Here is a 23925-nt window from a genome sequence, read left to right on the forward strand (position 1 = left end):
GGTTAAGGTTCAGCACAGGTTTCTCTGCCTGACGAGTCTCTATGTTCAAGCGCTCCGCCCTCCGATCCCTCGTTTTTCTGCTACTGACGGGTGCCGCATTGTCGGCCCGCGCCGACTGGTACCTCGACGGCGAGTCTTCGCGCCTGTCGTTTGTCAGCACCAAGAATGCCAATGTCTCTGAAGTGCAGCGCTTCCTGGTCCTGCACGGCAAAGTCGATCCCGAGGGGCTGGCGCAGGTGGAAGTCGAGCTGGAGTCGATCAACAGCGGCATCCCGCTGCGCGATGAGCGCATGCGCAAGGAACTGTTCCAGATCGACCGGTTTTCCGACGCCTTGATCACCACGAAAATCGATCTGCGCCCGATCAACGACCTCGCTCCCGGCGCGCAACTGGAGTTGCGCCTGCCGCTGACCGTCGACCTGCATGGTCAGAAACACACGTACAACGCCCAATTGCTGGCGACCCGGCTCGATGACCGGCGCTTTCAGGTGGTGACCCTCGAACCGCTGGTGATCAATGCCGAGGATTTCGATTTGGCTCCCGGGTTGGAAGCGTTGCGCAAAATGGCCGGCCTGTCGGCGATCAGTCTTTCAGTGCCGGTGAGTGCGGTACTGATATTCACGGCGCGCTGACATGGCCGGAGCGATTTTTCCCTGGCGTGAAGGCAACCACTTCGAACTGCTGATCGATGGTCCGCAATTCTTCCCGCGCATGCTGGTGGCGATTGCCCGTGCCGAAGAACAGGTCGAACTGGAGCTGTATCTGGTGGAGGCGGGTGCCTGCGCCGAAGCCATGGTCCAGGCGCTGGTCCAGGCTGCCGAGCGCGGTGTGCGGGTGCGTTGCCTGTTCGATGACTACGGCAGCCTCGCGTTCACACTGACCTTGCGACAGCGCCTGATGGCGGCCGGGGTCGAATTGCGTTTCTACAATCGCCTGAACTGGCGGCGCTGGGTTGGTAATTTCTACCGCGATCACCGCAAGCTGTTACTGGTGGACCAGAGCCTGGCCGTGGTCGGCGGCACCGGTGTCACCGACGAGTTCTGGACACCGGGCGAAGACGTCAGCGAATGGCACGAAGTGATGGTGGAAATCACCGGGCCGCTGGTGCTCGACTGGCAGTTGTTGTTCGATCGTCAGTGGATTGCCAACCGCCATCGACGTGCCTGGCGACCGGCCTCGCATTTCGGTCTGCCGCGCCTGCCACGGGTGCCGTCCGTCGGCGAGGGCATGGGTCGGGTGGCCTATGCCGACGCCCGTCAACACCGTGACATTCTGCAATCGCTGGTGCGTGCCCTGAACAGCGGTCAACGACGGATCTGGCTGGCCACGCCGTACTTTCTGCCGACCTGGAAAGTCCGCCGTTCCCTGCGCCGGGCCGCTGCCCGTGGCGTCGATGTGCGGTTGCTGCTGACCGGGCCCCGTACCGACCATCCGTCCGTGCGCTATGCCGGGCATCGCTACTACCCGCGACTGCTCAAGGCGGGGGTGAATATTTACGAATACCAGCCGTGCTTCCTGCACCTGAAAATGGTCCTGGTCGATGATTGGGTGAGCATCGGCTCGTGCAATTTCGATCACTGGAACCTGCGCTTCAACCTGGAAGCCAACCTGGAGGCCCTGGACCCCGGATTGACCCGCTCGGTGGCGGCGAGTTTCGAGCGGGACTTTGGGTTGAGCGAGCAAGTCAGCCTGGAGGAATGGCAGCGCCGACCGCTGTGGAAACGGGTCAAGCAGCGGGTGTGGGGATGGGTGGATCGGGTGGTGGTGAATCTGCTGGATCGACGGGGATAGCCCGTATTTTTTGACCACCACAAACCACTGTGGGAGCAAGCTCGCTCCCACAGGGTTATTGCGGTGTTTGATTAATTACAGCAACTCAAAACTCTGCTGCGTCACGTCCTCTGAATCCAGGCCGATCTGCACGTTGAACTTGCCCGGCTCCGCCGCGTACTTGAGCTGGGTGTTGTAGAACTTCAGATCGTCCTCGGTGATGGTGAAGTGCACGACTTTCTGTTCGCCGGCCTTGATCATCACCTTCTGGAAGTTCTTCAGTTCCTTGATCGGGCGGATCATCGAGCCTGCCACGTCCTGGATATACAACTGCACCACGGTTTCGCCGTCGCGCTTGCCGGTGTTTTTCACTGTGACGCTGGCGTCGAGCTTGCCGGTCTTGTTCAGCGTGGTCGACGACAGGGCCATGTCGCTCAGGCTGAAGTCGGTGTAGCTCAGACCGTAACCGAACGGGTACAGGGGACCGGTGGTGTCATCGAAGTACTGCGAGGTGTAGTTGCCCGGCTTGCCCGGGGTGAACGGTCGGCCAATGGTCAGGTGGTTGTAGTAGGTCGGAATCTGGCCTACCGAGCGCGGGATGCTGATCGGCAGTTTGCCCGACGGGTTGTAGTCACCGAACAGCACGTCGGCGATGGCGTTGCCGCCCTCGGTGCCGCTGAACCAGGTTTCCAGGATGGCGTCGGCCTGTTCCTTCTCTTCGAGGATCGTCAGCGGACGGCCGTTCATCAACACCAGTACCAGCGGTTTGCCGGTGGCTTTCAGGGCCCGGATCAGCTCGCGCTGGTTTTCCGGGATGTTCAGGTCGGTACGGCTCGACGATTCGTGGGACATGCCACGGGATTCGCCGACGGCGGCAACCACCACATCAGCATCCTTGGCCGCTTTCACCGCTTCGTCGATCAGCACCTTCGCCGGGCGCGGGTCATCCACCACTTCCGGGGCGTCGAAGTTGAGGAAGTTCAGGTAACCGAGGATTTTCGGGTCGCTGGTGATGTTGGCGCCACGGGCGTAGATCAGTGTCGATTTGTCGCCCAGGGCGTTGGTCATGCCGTCGAACAGGGTCACCGATTGAGCAGGGCGACCGGCGGCGGCCCAACTGCCCATCATGTCGATCGGTGCCTTGGCCAGCGGACCGACCAGGGCAATTTTCGCTGTTTTCTTCAGGGGCAGGGTTTCGTTGCTGTTTTTCAGCAGCACCTGGCTGCGGCGTGCCACATCACGGGCCTCGGCGCGGTGCAGGCGGCTGTCGGCGTAGGTGTCGACCGGATCATCCTCGGCCTTGCCAATGCGCAGGTACGGGTCCTTGAACAGGCCCATGTCGTATTTGGCGCCGAGCACCGCACGCACGGCGTTGTCGATGTCGCTCTGCTGGATCTCGCCGGCCTTCAGCAGCCCTGGCAGCTCTTTGCCGTACAGGGTGTCGTTCATGCTCATGTGGATGCCGGCCTTGATCGCCAGCTTCGCCGCTTCGCGACCGTCGGCGGCAACGCCGTGCTTGATCAGTTCGAAAATCGCCCCGTGGTCGCTGACCGCCAGGCCCTTGAAGCCCCACTCCTTGCGCAGCAGGTCGTTCATCAGCCAGGTGTTGGCGGTGGCCGGCACGCCGTTGATCGAGTTCAGCGCGACCATGACCCCGCCCGCGCCGGCATCGATGGCGGCGCGGTACGGCGGCAGGTAGTCCTGGTACATCTTGACCGGGCTCATGTCGACCACGTTGTAGTCGCGGCCACCTTCAACGGCGCCGTACAGGGCGAAGTGCTTGACGCTGGCCATGATGCTGTCGGCGGCGTTGGCGCCCGTGCCCTGGAACGCCTTGACCATCACACCGGCAATGCGCGACACCAGGTAGGTGTCTTCGCCGAAGCCTTCGGAAGTACGGCCCCAGCGCGGATCGCGGGAGATGTCGACCATCGGCGCAAAGGTGATGTCGAGGCTGTCAGCCGCGGCTTCCTTGGCGGCGATGCGCCCGGACAGGCCGATGGCGTCCATGTCCCAGCTCGAGGCCAGGGCCAGCGGGATCGGGAAAATGGTGCGGTGGCCGTGGATCACGTCGTAGGCGAAGAACATCGGGATCTTCAGGCGGCTGCGCATGGCCGCGTCCTGCATCGGGCGGTTTTCCGGGCGGGTGATCGAGTTGAACGTACCGCCGATGTTGCCGGCCGCGATTTCCTTGCGGATCATTTCGCGCGGCATTTCCGGACCGATGCTGATCAGGCGCAGTTGGCCGATTTTTTCATCGAGGGTCATTTGCTTCATCAGGTTGCTGACGAAGGCTTCCTTGTTCTCCAGGGGTGCGGGCGTCGTGGCGGCCAATACGTTATGACTGGCCAGGCTGACGAACAGGCCCAGCAAACACAGCTTCTTCATGAATAGTTTTCTCAAGGGCCCAAACGGCGATGTACACGCCGGCCAGCCAAAATTTAGGGAGCGTCTATTGTTGTTCGGGTGCCGGCTCAAAAGACCAGAGCCAAAAAACACAGCCAGATGGCGGATGCGTTTTCGCGCAGGGCCTCTTTTTAGCCCATCGGCCCGTTGCAATCCAGAGGCGCGGGCGATTATGCCCCAAGAGCCGGCCCAGAAGGTTTCACGGTCGGTTTTTTCATGAAATGCACAAGGGAGCATCATCCTGATGAATGTAAGTCCAACCTACCGCTCGCGTTTGCAGGTCGTCACGCTGCTGATGCTGGCCTCGTTGCTGACCGCCTGTGGCATCAACAACATCCCTACCCTCGACGAACAGGCCAAGGCCGCCTGGGGCCAGGTGCAGAACCAGTATCAGCGGCGCGCCGACCTGATTCCCAACCTGGTGGAAACCGTCAAGGGCTATGCGGCCCACGAGAAGGAAACCCTGACTGCCGTCATCGAGGCCCGGGCCAAGGCCACGTCGATCCAGGTGGATGCCTCGACTCTGGATGATCCGGAAAAACTCAAGCAGTACCAACAGGCCCAGGATCAGCTCAGCGGCGCCTTGAGTCGTTTGATGGTGGTCTCCGAGCGTTATCCGGATCTCAAGGCCAACCAGAACTTCCTCGCCCTGCAATCGCAGCTTGAAGGCACAGAGAACCGCATCAGCGTGGCCCGTCGCGATTTCATCCTCGCGGTGCAGAAGTACAACACCGAGATCCGCACGTTCCCCGGTCGCCTGTGGCACACCGTGATGTACAGCGACCTGCCGGTACGCGAGACCTTCGAAGCCACGCCGGGTTCGGAAAAGGCCCCCGAGGTCAAATTCTGAATCAACCCTGTAGGAGCTGCCGTAGGCTGCGATCTTTTGACTTTGATTTTTTCGCGAGCGCTAAAGGTCAAGATCAACAGATCGCAGCCTGCGGCAGCTCCTACAGAGCCAGGCTTGGAACGGAAGAGGTTGCCAATGCGTGTGTTTAAAACGGTCCTGTTGCTGTTGTTGTGGGTGGTGGCGATCGCTGCCCGGGCCGAGCTGAACTTTCCGGCGCTGACCGGGAGGGTGGTCGACAATGCGCAGATGATCGAGCCATCGGTGCGCCAGCAGCTCACCCAACAACTTCAGGCTCATGAGCAAGCCACCGGCGAGCAGCTTGTGGTCGTGACGTTGCCGGATTTGCAAGGCACCGACATCGCCGACTTCGGTTATCAACTCGGGCGCCACTGGGGCATCGGGCAGAAGGACAAGAACAACGGCGCCCTGCTGATCATCGCCCGGGACGAGCGCCGGCTGCGTATCGAAGTCGGGTACGGCCTGGAGGATCGCCTGACCGATGCCCAGAGTTCGGTGATCATCAACCAGGTCATCACCCCGTCATTCAAGACCGGCAATTTCAGTAAAGGCATCAGTGACGGCGTGGCGGCGATGCTGGTGGTGCTGGGCGGCAACCCCCTGGACGAACCCTCCACGGCGTATGAATCCAGAGGCGATCCGGGGGAGGATTTCATCGCGCGGCATCCCGGGTTGTTCGTGTTTTTGGTGATGTTATTCATCCTGACTGTTTTTGTGTGCCAGATGCTCGGTATCCTTCCTGCCGGCCGGGGCGGCTCCGGTGGATCCGGGGGCGGCTTTGGCGGTGGTGGATTTGGCGGCGGCGGTGGAGGGGGAGGTTTCAGCGGCGGCGGGGGCAGTTTCGGCGGGGGCGGTTCGTCCGGCGGCTGGTGATAATAAAAACGAGCAGGCACTTCACGACATGGCATTACTGACTGAACACGAACAACGCAAGGTGGCCGAGGCCATTGCCCGGGTCGAGCGCGAGACCGACGCAGAACTGGTGACCGTGCTCGCGGCCCGCGCCGACGACTATGCGTACATCCCGTTGCTGTGGGCCAGCCTGCTGGCGCTGCTGGTGCCGGGCATCGTGCATTACTTCACCGGTTGGCTGACCCTGCACAGCCTGCTGCTGGTGCAGTGGGCCATCTTCATCGTGCTGTGCCTGGTGTTCCGCCTGCCGAAAGTCACCACCCATCTGGTCCCGCGCTCGGTGCGACACTGGCGCGCCTCGAACCTGGCGCGTCGGCAGTTCCTGGAGCAGAACCTGCACCACACCGAGGGCAGCACCGGCATGCTGATTTTCGTTTCCGAGGCCGAGCGTTATGTGGAGATCCTGGTGGATGAAGGGATTTCCAGTCGCCTGGACAACAAGAACTGGGACGCGATCGTCGCGACGTTCACCCAGCAGGTTAAACAGGGGCAGACGTTGCAGGGCTTTGTCAATTGCGTCGAGGCCTGTGGCGAGTTGCTCAAGGTGCATGTGCCGGTGACTCATGTGCGCAACGAGCTGCCGAATCGTCTGGTGGTGTTGGGTTAAGCCAGGGCTTCATCCACTTTTGTAATGCGCCGCGACACAGTTGCGGAGCGTTGTCCGCCGCGGAGCTTGTCTTCAACATCTCTCTCATGGTGCGCGCCCTGCGATGGGCGTTCTGTATAGAGGGAGTTCTTATGAAAACACAACAATCGCTGGATACCCGGTTGGAGGATGCACCCGCAAACGCAATGTTTACTCCGCGAGTGCAACTGACAACGAAAGAGACACAAGCCCTGGAGTGGTGCCTCAAAGGCAAGACCACCTGGGAGATCGCCAGGATTCAGAGTTGCTCGGAATCCACCATCAACTTCCACTTCTCCAATATCCGTCGCAAGTTTGCCGTCAGATCTCGCAACGCTGCCGTGTTCAAAGCGCTGGAGTCGGGAGCCATCACTGTTGATCCATCGCAGTCGCGAGATAATCCATGAGCCTGACTGATTCGACCTACAACAGTATCAGCGGACTCATGGTGGGGTTGGGTATTGCGACGTTGCCGGTTATCAATGGAGAAGTCCTGTTCGGCGCGACGCTTGGCGCGTGGCTGGTCACGACCACTCGCGCCAACTTCAAGGCCTGGCAACGCATCGGTTCCTGGCTGTTGTCGGCGGGTGTCGGTTACCTGTTTGCCCCGGTCGCCCAGCCACTGGCGCCTTTTCTGACCGCCGGTGTGACGGCCTTCCTGTGCGCGCTGCTGGTCATTCCCATCAGCATCAAACTCATGCAGTGGATCGATGGCGCCGGCCTCGGTGACATCCTTCGTCATCTCAGAGGGCGAGGGCAATGACCTTTGAGATGGCGGCCCTGGTGTGGGTGACGGGGGTGGCTCACCTGATCAGTGCGTTCAGGCTGGCGTGTTACCAGCGCGACGAGCTGCGTTACAGCTGGCGCGACAGGATATTGATCAGCTTGTGTGGCGCAGTGTTTTGCCATGCCGGCATCGATGTATTGCTGACATTCCTGCCGGTGAGCCCATGGCATGCAGGGGTGAGTGTTTTTTCATGCGTAATGATTGTTCGCAGTAGTGGCAACATTATTGTTTTGTGGCATGCCTTCAAGCATTGAAGCGTCGGACTTCAAGTCAGGTTTTGTTCGAGTGTCCAAGTGTTGCCAGGATGGCGGCCATTTCCGAAAGTTGCGTTTCCAGATCCCTCAGGCGTCGCTTTTCCTCCAATGCGCTTTGTATTGCGCAGCGGTCATCCTCATCAAGCAATCGCCACAGCGAAAGGATGGTGTTTTCCTGTGTTGTTGCAGTTTCCGCAACATTTGCAGTCGCGTTGACATGGGTTTGCCGCAGCATCGGCCCCTCGCCCAGCAGCAACCAGTCAAGGGAGATGCCGCGAGCTTGTGCAATGTCTACGCATAATGAGTATGGCGTGCTGTCACGGCCTTTCCAGCTACTGAGTGTCTGGGGGCTGATCTGTAGTGCAGTAGACAGGGAAGCGTCAGTTTTTGTACCCGTTACTTGCTTCAGGCGGGCCAAAACAGCTTGTGATTTTTTGCTACGCAATTTGAGCCTCTTCCTTTTGACATATGCTTTTTGAGTGCTTAACGTATGCGTAATGAGTACTTTTTTTCTTGTAAGTAATCAATCATCAACTATGAATCAGAAGAATACGATGTCGAAACTTCCTAATGGTATCAGGGTGATTTCCTACGAGCTTGGCTCGTATCTATTACGTGTCCGCCCGTTGCACTTCCTTTTGTCTGGCGGACGTTATTTGCAGCACCGGACTTTTACGAATTGTGTTTCAAACAGTATTGCGTTTGATCAATTCGATTACCACCGGATGGCCCAAGGGAAACATATATGAGTACTTACAAGATGGTGTGCCCGCACTGCCTGAGCAGGATGCGCATACGTACCAGCGAAGGACGGCATATTTTCCTGCGGGTGGCGTACCTGCAATGTACGTCGGAGGCCTGTGGCTGGTCGGTGCGGGCCGAGTTCGAAATGACCCATGAGCTTTCCCCCAGTGGCATGCCCAACCCGGCCGTGCATTTGCCGTGCGCCGGGCCTGATTTGCGCCGCGCCGCGAAGCCTGTCGCCGAGAGTGCTCCGGCGGCGCAAGCGCAACAGGAGCCTTGAGCATGAAGGAGGTTGATGAACAGGCCCATTTGAATGCGGAACTATTGGCCATAGCTCAGGCGTTTCTGGCCCGTCATGAAGGCGAGGGTGTGATTGATGATCAAGTGTTGTTCTGCCGTGCGGTGAGGCATTTGCAGAGTCTGGATATGCCGATGCACCAGGCGGAGCGGCTGGTCAGCCACGCGTACGGATTACTCAAGTCCAGCAACGATCGCCGACGTCTGGATCTGGCTGCAAGCTCCGAAACTGTCGCCGTGGTCACTGATCCGGTCAACGGTCTGACGTGGGCGGTGCCGGTCGGATTGATCGTCAAGTTCGTCATCAACTCGCCGACCAACCGCAAACTTCGACTGGTGGAGCCATGATGTAGCGATGGTTGGATTCAGGTCCCGATCGGCGGGAACGGGGCCTGGCGCAAAATTACTCCGTGCCCAAAACACTCGTCCCCCCTAAAATACCCGGCATTCCCCGATTCGTATTGCCGAGGCCGTTTTTCCATGTCCGTCACCGCCACTCCCGCCAGCCTCGCGCCGGATCATCACGCCCAGTTCATCGACCTGCTGCAATCGAGCCTGGAGCACAACGCGTTCATCAAACTGGTGCTGGCCAAGTACGTGGGCGATGAAACGGACCTGCAGCGGATCATCATCAAGCCGGTGACGGTCAAGGCGCAGCCATGCCTGTCCTTCGTCTACCGCTACAAGACTCGCGATATCACCAAGAACCTGCCGCTGGCCGAAGGCGTGGCGAGCATTGCCGGGCTGCTGCCGGCGTCGTTCAAAAATGCGCATTTGTTGTCGTTGACCGACGAAGCCCAGCTCGAATACAGCAAAAAGGGCAAGTCATCGCTGTTCAAGAGCCAACCTCAGCAATTGCGCGAAGTGCCATCGGCCGAGCACAACCGTGAGAAAAACCGTTTTCTTGACCTGAGCCGGCCGTTTCTCGCCGACCTGGGTGTGACCAACAAGCAGCATGAGCTGATCCCGGCGATGTCGCGCAAGTGGAAGCAGATCAACAAGTTCATCGAAGTGTTCAGCCATGCGCTGACGTCGTCACCCCTGGCGCTGGACAAGCCGGTGCGTGTGGCGGACTTCGGATCGGGCAAGGGCTACCTGACCTTCGCCATCCACGATTACCTGCGCAACACCTTGAAGGCCGAAGGCGAGGTGACCGGCGTCGAACTGCGCGAAGACATGGTCAGCCTGTGCAACACCGCCGCCGCCAGGCTTGAACACCCCGGCCTGGTGTTCAAGTGCGGTGACGTGCGCAGCGTGGCGCCGAGCGAGCTGGACGTGATGATCGCCCTGCATGCCTGCGATATCGCCACTGACTATGCGATCCACACCGGCATCCGTTCCGGCGCTTCGATCATCATGTGCTCGCCGTGCTGCCACAAACAGATCCGCCTGCAAATCCAGAGCCCGGCGCTGCTCAAGCCGATGCTGCAGTACGGCTTGCACCTGGGCCAGCAGGCCGAGATGGTCACCGACAGTTTGCGCGCGTTGTTCCTTGAGGCCTGCGGCTACGAGACCAAGGTGTTCGAGTTCATCTCGCTGGATCACACCAACAAGAACAAGATGATCCTGGCGGTCAAGCGCGCCGAGCCGGTGGACCCGGCCCAGTTGCTGGCGAAGATTCAGGAGTTGAAGGATTTCTATCACATCAGCGAGCATTGCCTGGAAACATTGCTGCGCGCTGACGGTTATTTGAGCTGACCCAAAAAAGATCGCAGCCTGCGGCAGCTCCTACAGTGGTCCTGTGCATTCGTAGTAGCCGGTTGTTACCCACCCCACCGGATAAGGACTACCTTGAATACTCCTGCACGCCCACTTCCAGAGGAGTTCTCCCCATGGCTGCGAAAAAAATTCTGATGCTGGTCGGTGATTACGTCGAAGACTATGAAGTGATGGTGCCGTTCCAGGCATTGCTGATGGTCGGCCACACGGTACACGCCGTTTGCCCGGACAAAGCCGCCGGCCAGACCGTGCGCACGGCGATCCATGACTTTGAAGGCGACCAGACCTACAGTGAAAAACCCGGTCACCTGTTTGCCCTGAACTTCGATTTCGCCAAGGTCAACGCGGCCGATTATGACGCGGTGCTGATTCCGGGCGGACGCGCGCCGGAGTACCTGCGCCTGAACGAAAAAGTCCTGGAACTGGTGCGCGCGTTCGACAAGGCCGGCAAGCCGATCGCTGCCGTGTGCCATGGCGCGCAGTTGCTGGCGGCCGCGGGTGTTCTCGAAGGTCGCGAATGCAGCGCTTATCCGGCCTGCGCTCCGGAAGTGCGGCTGGCGGGCGGTACGTATATCGATATTCCGGTGACGGACGGCCATGTCCAGGGCAATCTGGCCACGGCTCCGGCCTGGCCTGCGCACCCGAACTGGCTGGCCGGTTTCCTGGGATTGCTGGGTACCAAAATCACGCTGTAACGAGGCCGTGTCCATGTGCGAGCTGTACGTCAAAGCCGACCCGATACTCTATGAATCGCGCTCCCGCTCTCTGCGCATCTGCGGGGTGGTCACCACCCTGCGGCTGGAGAATCAGTTCTGGGACATCCTCAGCGAAATCGCCGAGGTCGACGGCATGACCACCAATCAGTTGATCGCCAAGCTGTATGAAGAGGTGATGGACTACCGCGGCGAGGTGGTCAATTTCGCGTCGTTCCTGCGGGTGAGTTGTACGCGGTATTTGAGCCAGCGACGGACGTCGGCACCGGAGTTGTCGGTGGTGCGGGCAGTGGTGAAGTAGTGAAAACTGCCGTTCAGGCGACAGAAATCCCGGCTTGGTCTTTACTGTGAAGCGCGAAACCTCTCAATCGCCAAGGAGAAACAGCATGTCCGGATGGTATGAAGTGAGCAAAAGCAGCAATGGCCAGTTCAGGTTTGTCCTCAAGGCAGCCAACGCCGAGACCATTCTGACCAGCGAGCTGTACACCACCCACGCCGCCGCCGACAAAGGCATCGCCTCGGTCCAGGCCAACAGCCAGCTGGATGAGCGCTACGAGAAGAAAACCACCAAGGATGGCCACCCGTATTTCAACCTCAAGGCGGGTAACCACGAGATCATCGGCAGCAGCGAGGCCTATTCCTCTGATGCCGCCATGGAGAAAGGCATTGCCAGCGTGAAAACTAATGGCCCGAGTAAAGTGGTCAAGGACAAGACCTTGCCGGTGCTTTGAACGCTACCTTCACATCCAGTACAAATCCTGTGGGAGCGAGCTTGCTCGCGATGGCGGTCAGACAATCAACATCTGTGTTGAATGTAATGGCCTCATCGCGAGCAAGCTCGCTCCCACAGGGGTAATGCGATCCGACAATGGCGCCAGCCGCGTCGCCGCTAAACCTCGACAGGAACCGTGAGCTTCGTGCCGCCCAACGCATGGCTCTTGGAATCGAAGAACCGCAACTCAACCCCCGTCCCCTCAAACACCTTCGCGTAATGCCGCTTCTGATGCTGGATGAAGGCCTTGCTGCGCGGGTAAATCGAGATTGCCACCACCTGTGGTTTCGCCAGGCGCAAGGCATGGATGATGTGGCTGTCCTGCTCCCCCAACGCATGGCCGAAGATGCACAGCGCCTGGCCGTGACCGAGTAGTTGCTCGTAGCAGAACGACAGATAGTCCGAACTGCGGATGGTCTTGAGCTTGTCCGCACTCGGCCCTTCGTTGACGAACAGCGGCACGTCGTCGAGGGTCTTGATCGTGTTGTTGATGGCGAAACTGCCCAGCAACGTGCCCTCGGTCGACATCAGCTTGCGCGCCGTACCGTCCTGGTTGCGCACCAGATGCAGACCGCCGTGCAGGTACAGCAAACGGGTTTTATCGGTGGCGGTGTCGCTCAGGTCGAAACCGGGCTCGGCCCCCTGGAACAGATCGCTGATCGCTTCTGGCCGGTGTTGCACTGCCCAGTAGTTGAGCAAGTCGTAGTTGGTGGTGAACACCGTGCGGTAACTGGCCAGTTCCTGATTGATGGTCGCCAGTGTCGAAGGCACCACCAGCCGCCACGGGATATGCACTGCATGCACGGTGTTGATCAGCGCTTCCTTGATCGCGTAGTAGCGATTGCGCGGGGCGGCGGAGCTGACGGCCAGGGCTTTGTTGACCCGACTGGTGGTTTTCAAGGCGCTCAGTACCTGCTCGAAACTGCGGGTCTGCATCGCATCGAACACGCTCAGCTCGGATGGGCTCAGGGGTTTTTCCTCTACGGTGCGGGCGTTTTCGAACAGCGACTCGTAGCCGAAATCGTCCCACACCGCGCGACTGGCACCGTTACCCACCAGCAAACCACTGAACGAAGCGGTGCTGCGCAAGGCGTTCCAGTCTTCAAGTTGAGCATCGACATCCTGGAAATCGGTCATTGCGGTCTTCGTCTCACGGCAAAAGGTCTGTGGGCGGCGACTTTATCACGACCGGTGACCGGACCACGGCACGACGCGGGTGAAGAACGCTATGCTGCGACTTCGCCTGAGCCGACTCGCCGAGTACCCGATGCTGCAAAAAAGCCTGATCCGCCGTCTCGACCTGATCACCCTGCAACTGTTCGTCGCCGTGCATGAAGAGGGTACGCTGACCCGCGCCGCCTCGCGCGAAGCGATTGCAGTCTCGGCGGCGAGCAAGCGCTTGATGGAACTGGAGGAGGCGCTGGGCATCAGCCTGTTCGTGCGCCAGGCCAAGGGCATGTCCCTGACGCCGGCCGGTGAAACCCTGCTGCACCATGCCCGGCAGATGTTGTTTAACGTCGAGAAAATGGGGCTTGAGCTGGGGGAGCACAGCCACGGTGTGCGCGGCTATGTGCGGATGCTCGCCAACCTGTCGGCGATCATTCAGTTTTTGCCCGAGGACCTGCGGGATTTTTCCGAACGTCACCCACAGGTCAAGACCGATCTCGAAGAGCGCCCCAGCTCCGGGGTGATTCAGGGGGTGCTCGACGGGGTGGCCGACTTCGGGATCTGTTCCATCGACAGTGACATCAAGGGCCTGCACAGCGTGCTGTATCGCCAGGACAAGCTGGTGGTGTTGATGCCGCCGTACCATTCATTGGCGGGCCGGTCGAGCGTGGCGTTCGCCGATACGCTGAGCAGTGATTACGTTGGCTTGCATGCCGCCAGTTCGATCAACATGCGCACCCACGCGGCGGCGCGCGAGGCCGGCAAGGTGCTGCGGGTTCGTATTCATGTGCCGGGGTTCGATGCGATGTGCCGGATGATCCAGGCCAACATGGGGATCGGCATTTTGCCGCACAGGGCTTATGAATTGTTTGGCCGGGCACTGGGTTTGCACGCGGTGCCGTTGACGGATGAATGGTCCGATCGGGCCTTGATCCTGGTGGTGCGCGATGAGGCGTTACTGTCGCCGGTGAGCAGGATGTTGTTTGAGCATTTGCGGGGGCCAGCCTGATAGTTCTTCGCTGACTAGGCCGGCCTCTTCGCGAGCAAGCCCGCTCCCAGACTGGATCTGTGTAGCGCTGAAAATCCCTGTGGGAGCGGGTTTGCCCGCGAAGGCGGCCCTGAGGTCGCGACAATCTCCCCGAGCGTTCGCATTTCGCGAACGCTCGTTGCCAACTGAAGGTTGGATTCCCGAGTCCCCTGTCCTCTAGCCTTGGCGCATATTCCAAGAACAAGAGGTACCCCGCGATGACTGCCCCCTTGAGTGCGATCAAAGTGATCGAGATCGGCACGCTGATCGCCGCGCCGTTTGCGGCGCGCATGCTGGCCGAGTTCGGCGCCGAGGTGATCAAGATCGAAGCCATGGGCCAGGGCGATCCCCTGCGCAAATGGCGCAAGCTGCATGAAGGCACCTCGCTGTGGTGGTACCTGCAATCGCGCAACAAGAAGTCCCTGGCGCTGAACCTCAAATCCCCCGAAGGCATCGAACTGGTCAAGCAACTGGCGACCAGCGCCGATGTGCTGATCGAAAACCTGCGTCCTGGCGCCCTGGAGAAACTCGGCCTGGGTTGGGACGTGTTGCACGCGCTCAATCCCAACCTCACACTGGTGCGGATCTCCGGTTACGGCCAGACCGGCCCGTACCGCGATCGTCCCGGTTTCGGTGCCATAGGCGAAGCCATGGGCGGGATTCGCTACACCACCGGTACCCCCGGTTCGCCGCCAGCGCGGGTCGGCGTGAGCCTTGGCGATTCCCTGGCGTCGCTGCACGCGGTGATCGGTGCGCTGATGTCGCTGCTAAGGGTCAAGACCGGGCAGGGCGGCGGGCAGATCGTCGATGTGTCCCTGGCCGAAAGCGTGTTCAACGTCATGGAAAGCCTGGTGCCGGAATACGACATGCTGGGCCATGTGCGCGAACGCAGCGGCGGCGCCTTGCCGGGCATCGCGCCCTCCAACACCTACCTGACGGCCGACGGCGCCTACGTGGTGATTGCCGGCAACAGCGATCCGATCTACAAGCGCCTGATGCAAACCATCGGCCGCCCCGATCTGGCCGATGCGCCGGAATTCGCCCACAACGACGGGCGTGCAGCCAAGAGCAATCTGCTCGACGCCGCCATTACCCACTGGACCAGCAGCCTGCCTATCGACGAGGTGCTGACCGCCCTTGAAGCCGCCGAGGTCCCGGCCGGCCGCATCTACTCGGTGGCCGACATCGTCGCCGATCCGCACTATCAGGCGCGGGACATGCTGCTCAATGCCGAGCTGCCCGGTGGCGCCACGGTGAAGATGCCAGGCATCGTGCCGAAACTCTCCGAAACCCCCGGCGGCGTGAATTGGTCCGGTCCCGGTTTGGGTCAGCACACCGACGGCATCCTCGCGCAATTGGGCCTGACCGCGATGGACATCGAACGCCTGAAAGTCGAAGGAGTGGTGCAATGATCAGCGATTATTCCGACAGCCTGATCGTGCAGGAAGTGTCCCCGCGCGACGGATTGCAAATCGAGCCGACCTGGGTTGAAACCGACGACAAGATTGCCCTGATCGATCAACTGTCGCAGGCCGGATTCAGCCGCATCGAAGCCGGTTCGTTCGTGTCGCCCAAGGCCATTGCGGCGCTGCGCGATGGCGAACTGGTGTTCAAGGGCATCGCCCGGCAACCAGGGGTGATCTACGTCGCGTTGATCCCCAACCTGAAGGGCGCGCAACGGGCGCTGGCGTGCCGTGCCGATGAGCTGAACCTGGTGATGTCCGCCAGCCAGACCCACAACCTGGCGAACATGCGCATGCGCTGTGAAGATTCGTTGGCCGCGTTCGGCGAGATTGTGCAATTCGTTGGCGACAGTCCTGTGCGACTCAACGCCAGCATCGCCACCACCTTCGGCTGCCCGTTCGAGGGCAAGATCGATGAGGACCGCGTACTGCAAATCGTCGAGGCCTATCAGGAACTCGGCATCCAGGGCATCACCCTGGCCGACACCACCGGCATGGCCAATCCGCGTCAGGTCGAGCGCTTGGTGCGGCGAGTGTTGCAGCGTGTATCGCCAGTGGACCTGACCCTGCATTTTCACAATACCCGCGGCCTTGGGCTGTGCAACGTGCTGGCTGCCTATGAGGCCGGTGCCCGACGCTTCGACGCGGCTCTCGGTGGCCTAGGCGGCTGCCCGTTTGCGCCGGGGGCATCGGGAAACATCTGCACCGAGGATCTGGTGAACCTGTGCGATGAAGTCGGTATTCATACCGGCATTGATTTGCCGCTGCTGCTGAAACTGTCCCGGGGACTGCCGGCACTGCTCGGTCATGACGTACCCGGTCAACTGGCCAAGGCCGGGCGCAATTGCGATTTGCACCCGATCCCCACCTGACACCGCAGAGCCCCTGTGGGAGCGAGCTTGCTCGCGATGACTGAGTCACAGTCAACATCAATGTTGGCTGACCCGACGCAATCGCGAGCAAGCTCGCTCCCACAGTAAAAGCACTACCGCTGAGATACTCAACCAGACAACAAAAACAATCGGACACCCACGGGAAGTCCGCCTGGAGAACTGCAATGAGCCTTAAAGCACTGGAGGCCGGCGCAAACACGGCCGTTAGCCACGACGAAGAAAAAGCCCTGGTCAGCAAAGTCGCCTGGCGCCTGATGCCGCTGATCATGGTCTGCTACCTGTTCGCCTTTTTCGACCGCATCAACATCAGCTTCGCCAAGTTTCAACTGCAGGCCGACCTGAGTCTGAGCGACACCGCTTACGGCCTCGGTGCCGGGTTGTTTGTGGTCGGTTATGTAATTTTCGAAGTGCCCAGCAACATGATGCTGTACAAGGTCGGCGCCCGGCGCTGGATCGCCCGGATCATGATGTCCTGGGGCCTGGCCACGGCGCTGATGGTGTTCGTCAACAGCGAATGGCAGTTCTACGTGCTGCGCTTCGTGATCGGCGCGATGGAGGCCGGTTTTGCCCCGGGCGTGCTGTATTACCTGACGTTGTGGTTCCCGCAGCACTATCGCGGGCGCATCACCTCGATGCTGTTCCTGGCGTCGGCGTTCGCCGGCCTGGTGGGCGCGCCGTTCTCGGGCCTGGTGCTGCAACACCTCGACGGCGTGCTGCAAATGCGTGGCTGGCACTGGTTGTTCCTGCTCGGTGGCGTGCCGTGTATCGGCCTCGGTTTGCTGGTGCTGACCCTGCTCAAGGATCGCATCGAAGATGCCCATTGGCTGACTTCATCGGAGAAGACCCTGCTGGCCAGCCGCATCGCCCGGCATGAGCCGCACAAGAGCGGTGGATCGCTGCTCGCAGCGCTGCGGATTCCGGGTTTCCTGACCTTGGGCCTGATCTATTTCCTGATTCAGGTGGCGTCCTACGGCTTGAATTTCTGGGCGCCGCAACTGATCCGCAGCGCCGGTACCGAGAGCCCGGTGATGATCGGCTTGCTGACGGCCATCCCATACATCTGTGGTGCCATCAGCATGGTGGTGATCGGACGCCTGTCCGATGCTACTGGCGAGCGACGCAAGTTTGTCGCCGGTCTGGTGGCGGTCGGTGCGATCGGGTTCTTCTGCGCGGGAGTCTTCGCCAACCACACGACTTTCCTGATTGTCGCATTGGGCTTGCTGGGTGCCGGGATCATCGCCTCCATCCCGAGCTTCTGGACCCTGCCGCCGAAACTGCTGGCCGGTGCCGGTGCGGGCGCTGCGGGCGGGATCGCGGTGATCAACACCCTGGGCCAGTTCGGCGGCATCGTCAGCCCGGTGATGGTCGGCCGGATCAAGGACCTGACCGGCAGCACCACACCGGCGCTGTATGTCATTGGTGTCTGTGCGTTGATCGCGGTGGCGCTGTTGCTGTGGGGGCTGCCGCAGAAGTTGCGCACACTCGACAAGTTTTAAAAGATCGCAGCCTTCGGCAGCTCCTGCTCGGACCACGCATCCCCGTAGGAACTGCCGGAGGCTGCGATCTTTTGACCTTCAAGAAGTCGCTGTCATCGCTTTTTGCGCCGCGTCACTGAACTGAATCAACACCACCCCGGCCATCAACAGCACCACCCCAACCACCTTTGGCAAAGTGACCTGTCGCTCCACCAACCCAAACCAGCCGTAGTGATCCAGCAACAGCGACGCCACGACTTGCCCCGCCAGCGCCAATGCCATGAACCCCGCGGCACCCAGCTTGGGCAGCAGTACCAATGCCAGGGAAATAAAGATCACCCCAAAAGCGCCACCGGCCCACATCCAGAGCGGAGCCTTGCTGATGAATGCCAGTGACGGCAATGGCAAGCGCATCGCAACGATGATCGGCAGCAGCACGATAACGCTCACCAACAGCGAAGCGAGCGTCGCCCACAACGGATGGCCCAACCCGCGTCCGAGGTTGACGTTGATCGCGCTCTGAAACGGCACCACCGCCCCGGCGATCATCGCCAGCCCTATCAGGCCGGCCCAATGCAACGTACTCATGATCGATCTCCAACAGGTTTTGCTGGACTCTAGGGTATTCGTCGCGCAGATTTAAATTCCGTTTTGTTATCCAGAACATGCAGCAAATGAATGATCTACGACGCATCGACCTCAATTTGCTGGTGATCCTCGACGCTTTGCTCAGCGAGCAGCACGTGACCCGGGCGGCCGAGCGTCTGCATTTGAGCCAGCCAGCAGTCAGCCATGCGCTGGCGCGCTTGCGTGACCTGCTCGGCGATCCGCTGCTGGTTCGCGCCGGTGCCGGCCTTGTACCGACTGCGCGAGCGCTGGAGCTGGTGGCACCGCTGGCCGAAGCCTTGGCCCAGGTGCAAGCGCTGCTGGCGCCGAACGCCTTCGATCCCGCGACCACCCGGCGGACCTTCCGCCTGGCGATGTCCGACTACGGCGCCGCCATTGTCTTGCCGGGACTGATCCGAACCTTGCGCCGCGAAGCGCCGGGCATCGACCTGCAAATCAGCCATGGCAGCCGCGAAAGCATGCTCGAAGGCGTGCTCAATGGTGACATTGATGTCGCCGCCGGGGTTTTCCCGGAAATGCCCAACGAATTGCGCAGCACCCCACTCTTCGAAGAGCACTACGCCTGCCTGGTGGACCGCAATAGCTTGCCCGCCGACGGTGGTCTCGACCTGCCCACCTACCTGGCTCGGCCCCATGTACTGCTGGAAATGCGCGGCAGCGGCACCCCGGAGATCGAACGCGCGCTGACCGCCTTGCGCGAACGCCGGCGTGTCGCCATCAGCCTGCCGCACTGGAACGTCGCCCCGCAGCTCATTAGCGGCACCGACCTGATCCTCACCGTCGCGTCGCGCGGCTTGCGCGATATTGGTGAGCCTTCATTGGTTGTCGTGCCGCCGCCGTTTCACATTCCGTCGTTCACCTTTGTGTTGGCGTGGCATAAACGGCGGGGTGGGGATCAGGCATTGAACTGGTTGAATGAGCGAGTCGTGCAGGGGGCCACCGCTGAAGAATTTCTGTCGCGATCAGGCAGCTGACAGTTGAAGACCTGATATAGACTGGTGGCCATTCACCATGCCGTTCATAAGGACTTTCCATGACCCCATCGTTGCTAATGGCCGTGCTTGCCTCGGGTTTTATCTACGGCATCACCCCGGGGCCGGGTGTGCTGGCAGTGTTCGGCATAGGCGCGGCCCATGGACGACGGGCCGGGGCGGGGTTTCTGTGCGGGCATTTGCTCGGCGATGTGGTGTGGTGCAGCACGGCGCTGATCGCGATTGTCGGTGCGCGGGAGATCGGCAGTACCGCGTTCGACGTGCTCGGAGTGCTCAGTGGCCTGTACCTGTTCTGGCTCGGCTGGCGTGCGGTGCGCGCCCGACGCAGCAGCGCGGATGCGCCACAGGGCCCGGCGCGACAGCCGTTCTGGCACGGCATTGTGTTTGGCTTGACCAACCCCAAGGCCTATCCGGTGGCGGTGGCAACGTTCACGGCATTGCTGTCGAGCCGCGCGGAACTGCTCAACTGGTCAATGCTGCCGGGGCTGATCGCACTGAGTTTCGTCGGCGGGTTGCTCGCCTACGCCATTCTCATTGGCGTTGTCGGTGCGCGGCGGGTGCGCAGCCTGTACCAGCGTCATGAATTGGCAATCACCCGGTTGTGCGGGGTGATGTTCATCGGTTTTGCCATCAACGCGTTGGTACATGCGTTGCCGGGGCTGATGCCGAACAAGGCTTGAACGAGATCACAAGGATGCAAGACTGACAGGGCAGGGATGATTGATGAGCGCTGTATTATCGGGACACCCACGCTGAACCATGGAAAACCGGAATTCCGCGCCGCTGGCGAGTTATATCGATCTGTTACTGGATGCCGTCTGTGCGGTGGATAAACAGGGCCGCTTCGTTTTTGTCAGCGCGGCGTGCGAGCGTATTTTCGGCTACAGCGCCGATGAGATGATCGGCGAGGCGATGATCGACATGGTGCACCCGGGCGACCGCCAGCGCACCCTCGACGCCGCCCGGGAAATCATGGACGGCGAGCCCAAGCTCAACTTTGAAAACCGCTACCTGCGCAAAGATGGCAGCGTGGTGCACATCCTCTGGTCGGCACGCTGGTCCGAGGACGATCAGTTGCGCATCGCGGTGGCACGCGACATCACCGAACGCAAGCAGGCCGAATCCCGGCAGGCAGCGTTGTATGCGATTTCCGAGGCTGCCCATGCGGCAGAGGATCTGCTGGCGTTGTTCAAACGCATCCACCTGATCATCGGCGAATGGTTGCCTGCACTGAATTTTTCCGTGGCGCTGTACGACGAGCACTGCGCGCAGCTGAATTTCCCTTATCACGTCGATGACCACGAGCCTCAGCCCGAACAGCCCGGAACCATGACCGGGCGTCTGTGTGCCGAGGTAATCCGCACGGGGTTGCCGATCCTGTTGACCCCGGATCAGTACCCACCTCCCGCCGGCTTCGAAATGCTGCAGGACGAACAGAACGCACCCTGTTGGTTGGGTGTGCCGCTGAATTCGCAAAACGGCACCATCGGCGCGTTGATCGTCAAAAGCATTCCGGGCGGCGAGCGCTACACCGAGCAAGACAAGGAACTGCTGCAATACGTTTGTGCCCAGGTCGCGACCGCCATCGAGCGCAAGCAATTGCACGCCCGCCTGCAACACATGGCCCAGTACGACCAATTGACCCAGTTACCCAACCGCGAGCTGCTGCGCGACCGGCTCAAGGTATCAATGCAAGCGGCCCGGGAGGACGGCGGGCGCATGGCGCTGTTGTACGTCGACCTCGACCGCTTCAAGCAAGTCAACGACACCCATGGCCACGCGGTCGGCGACATGTTGCTGCAAGCGGTGGCCAACCGGCTCAAGGGCTGCGTGCGGGAAACCGACACCGTGGCCCGCATCGGCGGTGATGAATTCGTGGTGTTGTTGCACAGCATTCACGCGGCGGACGATACCGATATCGTGGTTGAAAAAGTCCGTCAGGTCCTGGCCCAGCCCCTGCGACTGGACGGGCATAGCCTGAACATCCAGCCAAGTATCGGCGTCGCCCGATACCCCGATCACGGCACCGAAGAGAAGCAATTGTTCCGGCATGCCGACGAGGCGATGTACTGCGCCAAACGCGAGCATCACCTGCGACTCGTCTGAAAACCCGGGCACCGTTCGTCGTGGCATCCACGTAATTTTCTAAACCTTTTGGAGCGCGCAAATTCAGATTCTATGCGGGCGCAAGCTCGCCGCGACTACTACCAAGAGGAAGAGAATCATGCCTAATTCAAGAAACTCGAACTCGGGGAACTTCGCCAACGATCGAACGAAGGCCTCTGAAGCCGGTCGCAAGGGAGGGAAAACCACTACCACGACCGTCGATAAAGACCCGACGAAACCCGACATGGGTCGCAAGGGCGGTCAGAAATCCCGCTAAGGGGTTCAGGTGGTTTTGATTGAGAGGCGGGGGCGAAAGCTCCCGCTTGAATTTGAAGAGGAGGGCGCGACCATGAACCGGATGGCCACCCGATTATGTAGTACCAGTCTTGCCACGTTACTGGGCCTGTTTGCCAGCGGCGTCTTTGCCCAGTCGACTGCCGAATTCATCGACGAGGCCTCGGCAAAAGGTATCGCCGATATTGAAGCAAGTCGCCTGGCGCACCAGAAGGCCGAGTCCAAAGAGGTCAAGGACTACACCATTATCGTCATCAACGACCGTACCACCGCGAACCAGCACCTGGCGAAAATCGCCAAACAACTGGATATACCGGTCGCCCCCCGGGAAGAGATTGTCGAAAAGGCCAAAGCCCTGATGCCACAGGTCATGGACGGGGCGACCTACGACGAGGCCTATACCGCCAGTCAGGTGAAGACCACCCAGGAAGCCATCGATCAGTTGCAGCAGGAGGCGCAGACCACCGACGTGCCGCAAATCAAGGCATTCGCCGAAGAAACCCTGCCTAAATTGCAAAATCATCTGCAAATGGCCAAGGCGCTGCAAGCCAAAAGTTGAGCGCAAGATTTGAACATGAACGGCGCGGGGCTTGAGTCACGCGCCGTTTTTCTGTTCAGCACTGATCCAGATGTGGCTTGGGATTATGCGTTGGGTTCAGGCCATCGAGGTCGAACACCTGGTTCTCGCCCATGGCGCGGTAATGCCTGCGCAGCGCCTCCAGTTGCTTGAGGTCCAACGCCTCAAGCCCGAGCATGGCCTTTTGCGCCTCCTTGTTCACCCGCAACAACTCGTCGACTTTCAAGTGCAGGATGTCGGTGTCGCGGTTCTGCGTGTTCTGGATCAGGAACACCATCAGGAACGTGATGATGGTGGTCGAGGTATTGATGATCAGCTGCCACGTATCGTTGAAATGAAAAATTGGCCCGCTCAGCCCCCACAGGAAAATCAGGAGCAACGCGCTCATGAACGTCTTGGGGCTACCGGCCCAGAGGGCGAGTTTCTGCGCGATTTTTGCGAATTTCATGACCGAGTTCCTTTTGAGGGGGGCGCCTGATTTTTCAGACAGTGGCGGCGGGATGAAAATTCGAAATGACCGAAAAGGTGATTTTCTGAAACATTTGGTGGCGCTCACCGCGGTATCGTAGCGTCCCGAGGACAACGCACCGACAGGAGAACGCAATGAGTTGGTCCGCCAAACAGTACGTCGCTTTTGAAGATGAACGCACCCGTCCCGCCCGTGACCTGCTGGCGGCCGTCCCCGCCGGAGACGTGCGCTCGGCCATCGATATCGGTTGCGGGCCCGGCAACTCCACCGAGTTGCTGGTGGAGCGCTTTGCCGATGCCAAGGTGCGTGGGCTGGACAGTTCCAGCGACATGATCGAAGCCGCTCGCAAGCGCTTGCCGCAAGTGCAGTTCGACATCGCCGACATCGACACCTGGAATGACAGTGGTCCCTTCGATGTGATTTTCGCCAACGCGGTGTTGCAGTGGGTGCCGGATCACGCGACTTTGCTACCGTCGCTGGTGAGCAAACTGGCGCCGGGTGGCAGCCTGGCCGTCCAGATGCCTGACAACCTGAATGAACACTCGCACCGCTTGATGCGCGAAGTCGCCGCTGATGGCCCATGGGTCGGCAAACTGGCAGGCGCCGCCGGGCAGAGGACCGAAATGGCCGATGCCAGTGGCTATTATTCGATATTGAAAGCCTGTTGCACCCGCGTCGATGTCTGGCGCACCACTTACCATCATCCGCTCGCAGGCGGCGCGTCTGGCGTGGTGGAGTGGTTCAAGGGCAGTGGCTTGCGGCCGTTTCTCGATCCGCTGGACGAGGCGGAACGGGCGCAGTATCTGAAGCAATATCAGGTTGCTATCGAGCGGGCGTATCCGGCCCTGGCCGATGGTTCGGTGCTGTTGCCGTTTCCGCGACTGTTTATCGTCGCGACCCGCTGATGCAAAACAGGGACAGTTGATGAGCGTCAACTGTCCCTTTTTACCGCTTGGAAAAATCACTGC

At 60.4% G+C, this 23925-nt stretch carries 29 protein-coding genes; 24 read left to right on the forward strand and 5 right to left on the reverse strand.

The genetic code is table 11. The features are described from left to right. The first annotated feature begins 41 nt into the window (after positions 1 to 41). The gene (locus ACMDB8_RS05935) at positions 42 to 632 is read left to right on the forward strand and encodes a YceI family protein (protein ID WP_056720766.1); all 591 of its coding nucleotides are present in this window, start codon (positions 42 to 44) and stop codon (positions 630 to 632) included. A 1-nt stretch (position 633) separates the two neighbouring features. Next, complete coding sequence (locus ACMDB8_RS05940) at positions 634 to 1791, forward strand: phospholipase D-like domain-containing protein (RefSeq protein WP_056720764.1); 1158 nt, start codon at positions 634 to 636, stop codon at positions 1789 to 1791. Between the two features lie 75 nt (positions 1792 to 1866). On the opposite strand, the gene bglX is transcribed toward ACMDB8_RS05940, so the two are convergent. Next, positions 1867 to 4158 carry a beta-glucosidase BglX gene (gene bglX, locus ACMDB8_RS05945; RefSeq protein ID WP_056720762.1) on the reverse strand — a complete coding sequence of 764 codons (2292 nt, stop codon included), beginning with the start codon at positions 4156 to 4158 and terminating at the stop codon, positions 1867 to 1869. A 262-nt stretch (positions 4159 to 4420) separates the two neighbouring features. Here bglX and ACMDB8_RS05950 point away from each other — a divergent pair, with 262 nt between their 5' ends. From ACMDB8_RS05950 to ACMDB8_RS05975, 6 genes are all read left to right on the forward strand, one after another. Next, a complete protein-coding gene (locus ACMDB8_RS05950; protein WP_056720761.1) occupies positions 4421 to 5026 on the forward strand; it encodes a LemA family protein in 606 nt (201 codons plus the stop codon). Between the two features lie 135 nt (positions 5027 to 5161). After that, the gene (locus tag ACMDB8_RS05955) at positions 5162 to 5917 is read left to right on the forward strand and encodes a TPM domain-containing protein (protein ID WP_056720758.1); all 756 of its coding nucleotides are present in this window, start codon (positions 5162 to 5164) and stop codon (positions 5915 to 5917) included. A 28-nt stretch (positions 5918 to 5945) separates the two neighbouring features. Continuing rightward, positions 5946 to 6563 (forward strand): TPM domain-containing protein, encoded by a 618-nt coding sequence (locus ACMDB8_RS05960; protein ID WP_409079385.1) that lies wholly within the window; start codon positions 5946 to 5948, stop codon positions 6561 to 6563. Positions 6564 to 6694: 131 nt separating this feature from the next. Then, complete coding sequence (locus ACMDB8_RS05965) at positions 6695 to 6988, forward strand: helix-turn-helix domain-containing protein (RefSeq protein ID WP_409079383.1); 294 nt, start codon at positions 6695 to 6697, stop codon at positions 6986 to 6988. After that, positions 6985 to 7344: a putative holin gene (locus ACMDB8_RS05970; RefSeq protein ID WP_056720754.1), complete on the forward strand. Its 360-nt coding sequence runs from the start codon at positions 6985 to 6987 to the stop codon at positions 7342 to 7344. The genes ACMDB8_RS05965 and ACMDB8_RS05970 overlap by 4 nt, the downstream gene beginning before the upstream one ends. Continuing rightward, entirely contained in the window at positions 7341 to 7622 is a 282-nt protein-coding gene (locus ACMDB8_RS05975) for a phage holin family protein (protein ID WP_056720752.1), read from the forward strand. The genes ACMDB8_RS05970 and ACMDB8_RS05975 overlap by 4 nt, the downstream gene beginning before the upstream one ends. Before the next feature lie 16 nt (positions 7623 to 7638). Here ACMDB8_RS05975 and ACMDB8_RS05980 read toward each other — a convergent pair whose 3' ends face one another. Further along, positions 7639 to 8067 carry a helix-turn-helix domain-containing protein gene (locus ACMDB8_RS05980; protein WP_223541819.1) on the reverse strand — a complete coding sequence of 143 codons (429 nt, stop codon included), beginning with the start codon at positions 8065 to 8067 and terminating at the stop codon, positions 7639 to 7641. 300 nt (positions 8068 to 8367) lie between these two features. Here ACMDB8_RS05980 and ACMDB8_RS05985 point away from each other — a divergent pair, with 300 nt between their 5' ends. From ACMDB8_RS05985 to ACMDB8_RS06010, 6 genes are all read left to right on the forward strand, one after another. Then, entirely contained in the window at positions 8368 to 8646 is a 279-nt protein-coding gene (locus ACMDB8_RS05985) for an ogr/Delta-like zinc finger family protein (RefSeq protein ID WP_056720750.1), read from the forward strand. Positions 8647 to 8648: 2 nt separating this feature from the next. Next, entirely contained in the window at positions 8649 to 9011 is a 363-nt protein-coding gene (locus ACMDB8_RS05990) for a hypothetical protein (RefSeq protein WP_056720744.1), read from the forward strand. A gap of 132 nt (positions 9012 to 9143) precedes the next feature. Further along, entirely contained in the window at positions 9144 to 10361 is a 1218-nt protein-coding gene (locus ACMDB8_RS05995) for a class I SAM-dependent methyltransferase (RefSeq protein ID WP_223541820.1), read from the forward strand. A gap of 134 nt (positions 10362 to 10495) precedes the next feature. Further along, positions 10496 to 11077, forward strand: coding sequence for a DJ-1/PfpI family protein (locus ACMDB8_RS06000; protein ID WP_008051822.1), 582 nt, complete (start codon positions 10496 to 10498; stop codon positions 11075 to 11077). 13 nt (positions 11078 to 11090) lie between these two features. Then, positions 11091 to 11396, forward strand: a complete 306-nt coding sequence (locus tag ACMDB8_RS06005; RefSeq protein WP_008051823.1) for a ribbon-helix-helix domain-containing protein — start codon at positions 11091 to 11093, stop codon at positions 11394 to 11396. A gap of 85 nt (positions 11397 to 11481) precedes the next feature. Then, positions 11482 to 11826 (forward strand): YegP family protein, encoded by a 345-nt coding sequence (locus ACMDB8_RS06010; RefSeq protein WP_056720740.1) that lies wholly within the window; start codon positions 11482 to 11484, stop codon positions 11824 to 11826. A gap of 158 nt (positions 11827 to 11984) precedes the next feature. Here the strand turns inward: ACMDB8_RS06010 and ACMDB8_RS06015 are convergent, their stop codons facing one another. Continuing rightward, the gene (locus tag ACMDB8_RS06015) at positions 11985 to 13004 is read right to left on the reverse strand and encodes a DUF4917 family protein (protein WP_409079382.1); all 1020 of its coding nucleotides are present in this window, start codon (positions 13002 to 13004) and stop codon (positions 11985 to 11987) included. A gap of 130 nt (positions 13005 to 13134) precedes the next feature. Between ACMDB8_RS06015 and ACMDB8_RS06020 the strand changes: the two genes are divergently transcribed. The 4 genes from ACMDB8_RS06020 to ACMDB8_RS06035 all read left to right on the forward strand — a co-directional run bounded on the left by ACMDB8_RS06020 (position 13135) and on the right by ACMDB8_RS06035 (position 17913). Further along, entirely contained in the window at positions 13135 to 14043 is a 909-nt protein-coding gene (locus ACMDB8_RS06020) for a LysR family transcriptional regulator (RefSeq protein ID WP_056722260.1), read from the forward strand. A gap of 236 nt (positions 14044 to 14279) precedes the next feature. Then, positions 14280 to 15473: a CaiB/BaiF CoA transferase family protein gene (locus ACMDB8_RS06025; protein WP_056720737.1), complete on the forward strand. Its 1194-nt coding sequence runs from the start codon at positions 14280 to 14282 to the stop codon at positions 15471 to 15473. After that, positions 15470 to 16396 carry a hydroxymethylglutaryl-CoA lyase gene (locus ACMDB8_RS06030; RefSeq protein ID WP_409079381.1) on the forward strand — a complete coding sequence of 309 codons (927 nt, stop codon included), beginning with the start codon at positions 15470 to 15472 and terminating at the stop codon, positions 16394 to 16396. Before ACMDB8_RS06025 ends, ACMDB8_RS06030 begins: the two co-directional genes overlap by 4 nt. A gap of 185 nt (positions 16397 to 16581) precedes the next feature. Beyond that, positions 16582 to 17913 carry an MFS transporter gene (locus ACMDB8_RS06035; RefSeq protein WP_409079380.1) on the forward strand — a complete coding sequence of 444 codons (1332 nt, stop codon included), beginning with the start codon at positions 16582 to 16584 and terminating at the stop codon, positions 17911 to 17913. Between the two features lie 78 nt (positions 17914 to 17991). Here ACMDB8_RS06035 and ACMDB8_RS06040 read toward each other — a convergent pair whose 3' ends face one another. Next, on the reverse strand, positions 17992 to 18480 hold the full coding sequence (locus tag ACMDB8_RS06040) for a DMT family transporter (protein WP_056720731.1): 489 nt from the start codon (positions 18478 to 18480) through the stop codon (positions 17992 to 17994). A 77-nt stretch (positions 18481 to 18557) separates the two neighbouring features. Between ACMDB8_RS06040 and ACMDB8_RS06045 the strand changes: the two genes are divergently transcribed. The 5 genes from ACMDB8_RS06045 (at position 18558) to ACMDB8_RS06065 (ending at position 22470) form a co-directional block, all read left to right on the forward strand. Next, positions 18558 to 19493 carry a LysR family transcriptional regulator gene (locus ACMDB8_RS06045; RefSeq protein ID WP_056720729.1) on the forward strand — a complete coding sequence of 312 codons (936 nt, stop codon included), beginning with the start codon at positions 18558 to 18560 and terminating at the stop codon, positions 19491 to 19493. A 59-nt stretch (positions 19494 to 19552) separates the two neighbouring features. After that, entirely contained in the window at positions 19553 to 20191 is a 639-nt protein-coding gene (locus tag ACMDB8_RS06050; protein ID WP_056720727.1) for a LysE family translocator, read from the forward strand. Positions 20192 to 20270: 79 nt separating this feature from the next. Further along, positions 20271 to 21617, forward strand: coding sequence for a sensor domain-containing protein (locus tag ACMDB8_RS06055; protein ID WP_223541824.1), 1347 nt, complete (start codon positions 20271 to 20273; stop codon positions 21615 to 21617). Positions 21618 to 21735: 118 nt separating this feature from the next. Continuing rightward, the gene (locus ACMDB8_RS06060) at positions 21736 to 21894 is read left to right on the forward strand and encodes a KGG domain-containing protein (protein WP_082562877.1); all 159 of its coding nucleotides are present in this window, start codon (positions 21736 to 21738) and stop codon (positions 21892 to 21894) included. Between the two features lie 72 nt (positions 21895 to 21966). Beyond that, positions 21967 to 22470 (forward strand): DUF4142 domain-containing protein, encoded by a 504-nt coding sequence (locus ACMDB8_RS06065; protein WP_056720724.1) that lies wholly within the window; start codon positions 21967 to 21969, stop codon positions 22468 to 22470. Between the two features lie 55 nt (positions 22471 to 22525). Here ACMDB8_RS06065 and ACMDB8_RS06070 read toward each other — a convergent pair whose 3' ends face one another. Next, complete coding sequence (locus ACMDB8_RS06070; protein ID WP_056720722.1) at positions 22526 to 22936, reverse strand: low affinity iron permease family protein; 411 nt, start codon at positions 22934 to 22936, stop codon at positions 22526 to 22528. 155 nt (positions 22937 to 23091) lie between these two features. Here ACMDB8_RS06070 and tam point away from each other — a divergent pair, with 155 nt between their 5' ends. Continuing rightward, complete coding sequence (gene tam / locus ACMDB8_RS06075) at positions 23092 to 23862, forward strand: trans-aconitate 2-methyltransferase (RefSeq protein ID WP_056720718.1); 771 nt, start codon at positions 23092 to 23094, stop codon at positions 23860 to 23862. Positions 23863 to 23925 lie beyond the last annotated feature (63 nt).

The sequence above is a fragment of the Pseudomonas monachiensis genome (assembly GCF_047345015.1).
Taxonomy (GTDB): Bacteria; Pseudomonadota; Gammaproteobacteria; order Pseudomonadales; family Pseudomonadaceae; genus Aquipseudomonas; species Aquipseudomonas monachiensis.

What these genes read in the sequence shown, in the direction of transcription:
- ACMDB8_RS06035 (WP_409079380.1), top strand. Translation starts at nt 16,582, where the DNA reads ATGAGCCTTAAAGCACTGGAGGCCGGCGCAAACACGGCCGTTAGCCAC.
- ACMDB8_RS06060 (WP_082562877.1), top strand. Translation starts at nt 21,736, where the DNA reads ATGCCTAATTCAAGAAACTCGAACTCGGGGAACTTCGCCAACGATCGA.
- ACMDB8_RS05985 (WP_056720750.1), top strand. Translation starts at nt 8,368, where the DNA reads ATGAGTACTTACAAGATGGTGTGCCCGCACTGCCTGAGCAGGATGCGC.
- ACMDB8_RS05970 (WP_056720754.1), top strand. Translation starts at nt 6,985, where the DNA reads ATGAGCCTGACTGATTCGACCTACAACAGTATCAGCGGACTCATGGTG.
- ACMDB8_RS05950 (WP_056720761.1), top strand. Translation starts at nt 4,421, where the DNA reads ATGAATGTAAGTCCAACCTACCGCTCGCGTTTGCAGGTCGTCACGCTG.
- ACMDB8_RS06055 (WP_223541824.1), top strand. Translation starts at nt 20,271, where the DNA reads ATGGAAAACCGGAATTCCGCGCCGCTGGCGAGTTATATCGATCTGTTA.
- ACMDB8_RS05965 (WP_409079383.1), top strand. Translation starts at nt 6,695, where the DNA reads ATGAAAACACAACAATCGCTGGATACCCGGTTGGAGGATGCACCCGCA.
- ACMDB8_RS06050 (WP_056720727.1), top strand. Translation starts at nt 19,553, where the DNA reads ATGACCCCATCGTTGCTAATGGCCGTGCTTGCCTCGGGTTTTATCTAC.
- ACMDB8_RS05975 (WP_056720752.1), top strand. Translation starts at nt 7,341, where the DNA reads ATGACCTTTGAGATGGCGGCCCTGGTGTGGGTGACGGGGGTGGCTCAC.
- ACMDB8_RS05935 (WP_056720766.1), top strand. Translation starts at nt 42, where the DNA reads ATGTTCAAGCGCTCCGCCCTCCGATCCCTCGTTTTTCTGCTACTGACG.
- ACMDB8_RS05955 (WP_056720758.1), top strand. Translation starts at nt 5,162, where the DNA reads ATGCGTGTGTTTAAAACGGTCCTGTTGCTGTTGTTGTGGGTGGTGGCG.
- ACMDB8_RS05990 (WP_056720744.1), top strand. Translation starts at nt 8,649, where the DNA reads ATGAAGGAGGTTGATGAACAGGCCCATTTGAATGCGGAACTATTGGCC.
- ACMDB8_RS06040 (WP_056720731.1), bottom strand. Translation starts at nt 18,480, where the DNA reads ATGAGTACGTTGCATTGGGCCGGCCTGATAGGGCTGGCGATGATCGCC.
- ACMDB8_RS06025 (WP_056720737.1), top strand. Translation starts at nt 14,280, where the DNA reads ATGACTGCCCCCTTGAGTGCGATCAAAGTGATCGAGATCGGCACGCTG.
- ACMDB8_RS05960 (WP_409079385.1), top strand. Translation starts at nt 5,946, where the DNA reads ATGGCATTACTGACTGAACACGAACAACGCAAGGTGGCCGAGGCCATT.
- bglX (WP_056720762.1), bottom strand. Translation starts at nt 4,158, where the DNA reads ATGAAGAAGCTGTGTTTGCTGGGCCTGTTCGTCAGCCTGGCCAGTCAT.
- ACMDB8_RS06005 (WP_008051823.1), top strand. Translation starts at nt 11,091, where the DNA reads ATGTGCGAGCTGTACGTCAAAGCCGACCCGATACTCTATGAATCGCGC.
- ACMDB8_RS06000 (WP_008051822.1), top strand. Translation starts at nt 10,496, where the DNA reads ATGGCTGCGAAAAAAATTCTGATGCTGGTCGGTGATTACGTCGAAGAC.
- tam (WP_056720718.1), top strand. Translation starts at nt 23,092, where the DNA reads ATGAGTTGGTCCGCCAAACAGTACGTCGCTTTTGAAGATGAACGCACC.
- ACMDB8_RS06065 (WP_056720724.1), top strand. Translation starts at nt 21,967, where the DNA reads ATGAACCGGATGGCCACCCGATTATGTAGTACCAGTCTTGCCACGTTA.
- ACMDB8_RS06045 (WP_056720729.1), top strand. Translation starts at nt 18,558, where the DNA reads ATGCAGCAAATGAATGATCTACGACGCATCGACCTCAATTTGCTGGTG.
- ACMDB8_RS05995 (WP_223541820.1), top strand. Translation starts at nt 9,144, where the DNA reads ATGTCCGTCACCGCCACTCCCGCCAGCCTCGCGCCGGATCATCACGCC.
- ACMDB8_RS06015 (WP_409079382.1), bottom strand. Translation starts at nt 13,004, where the DNA reads ATGACCGATTTCCAGGATGTCGATGCTCAACTTGAAGACTGGAACGCC.
- ACMDB8_RS06070 (WP_056720722.1), bottom strand. Translation starts at nt 22,936, where the DNA reads ATGAAATTCGCAAAAATCGCGCAGAAACTCGCCCTCTGGGCCGGTAGC.
- ACMDB8_RS06020 (WP_056722260.1), top strand. Translation starts at nt 13,135, where the DNA reads ATGCTGCAAAAAAGCCTGATCCGCCGTCTCGACCTGATCACCCTGCAA.
- ACMDB8_RS06030 (WP_409079381.1), top strand. Translation starts at nt 15,470, where the DNA reads ATGATCAGCGATTATTCCGACAGCCTGATCGTGCAGGAAGTGTCCCCG.
- ACMDB8_RS05940 (WP_056720764.1), top strand. Translation starts at nt 634, where the DNA reads ATGGCCGGAGCGATTTTTCCCTGGCGTGAAGGCAACCACTTCGAACTG.
- ACMDB8_RS06010 (WP_056720740.1), top strand. Translation starts at nt 11,482, where the DNA reads ATGTCCGGATGGTATGAAGTGAGCAAAAGCAGCAATGGCCAGTTCAGG.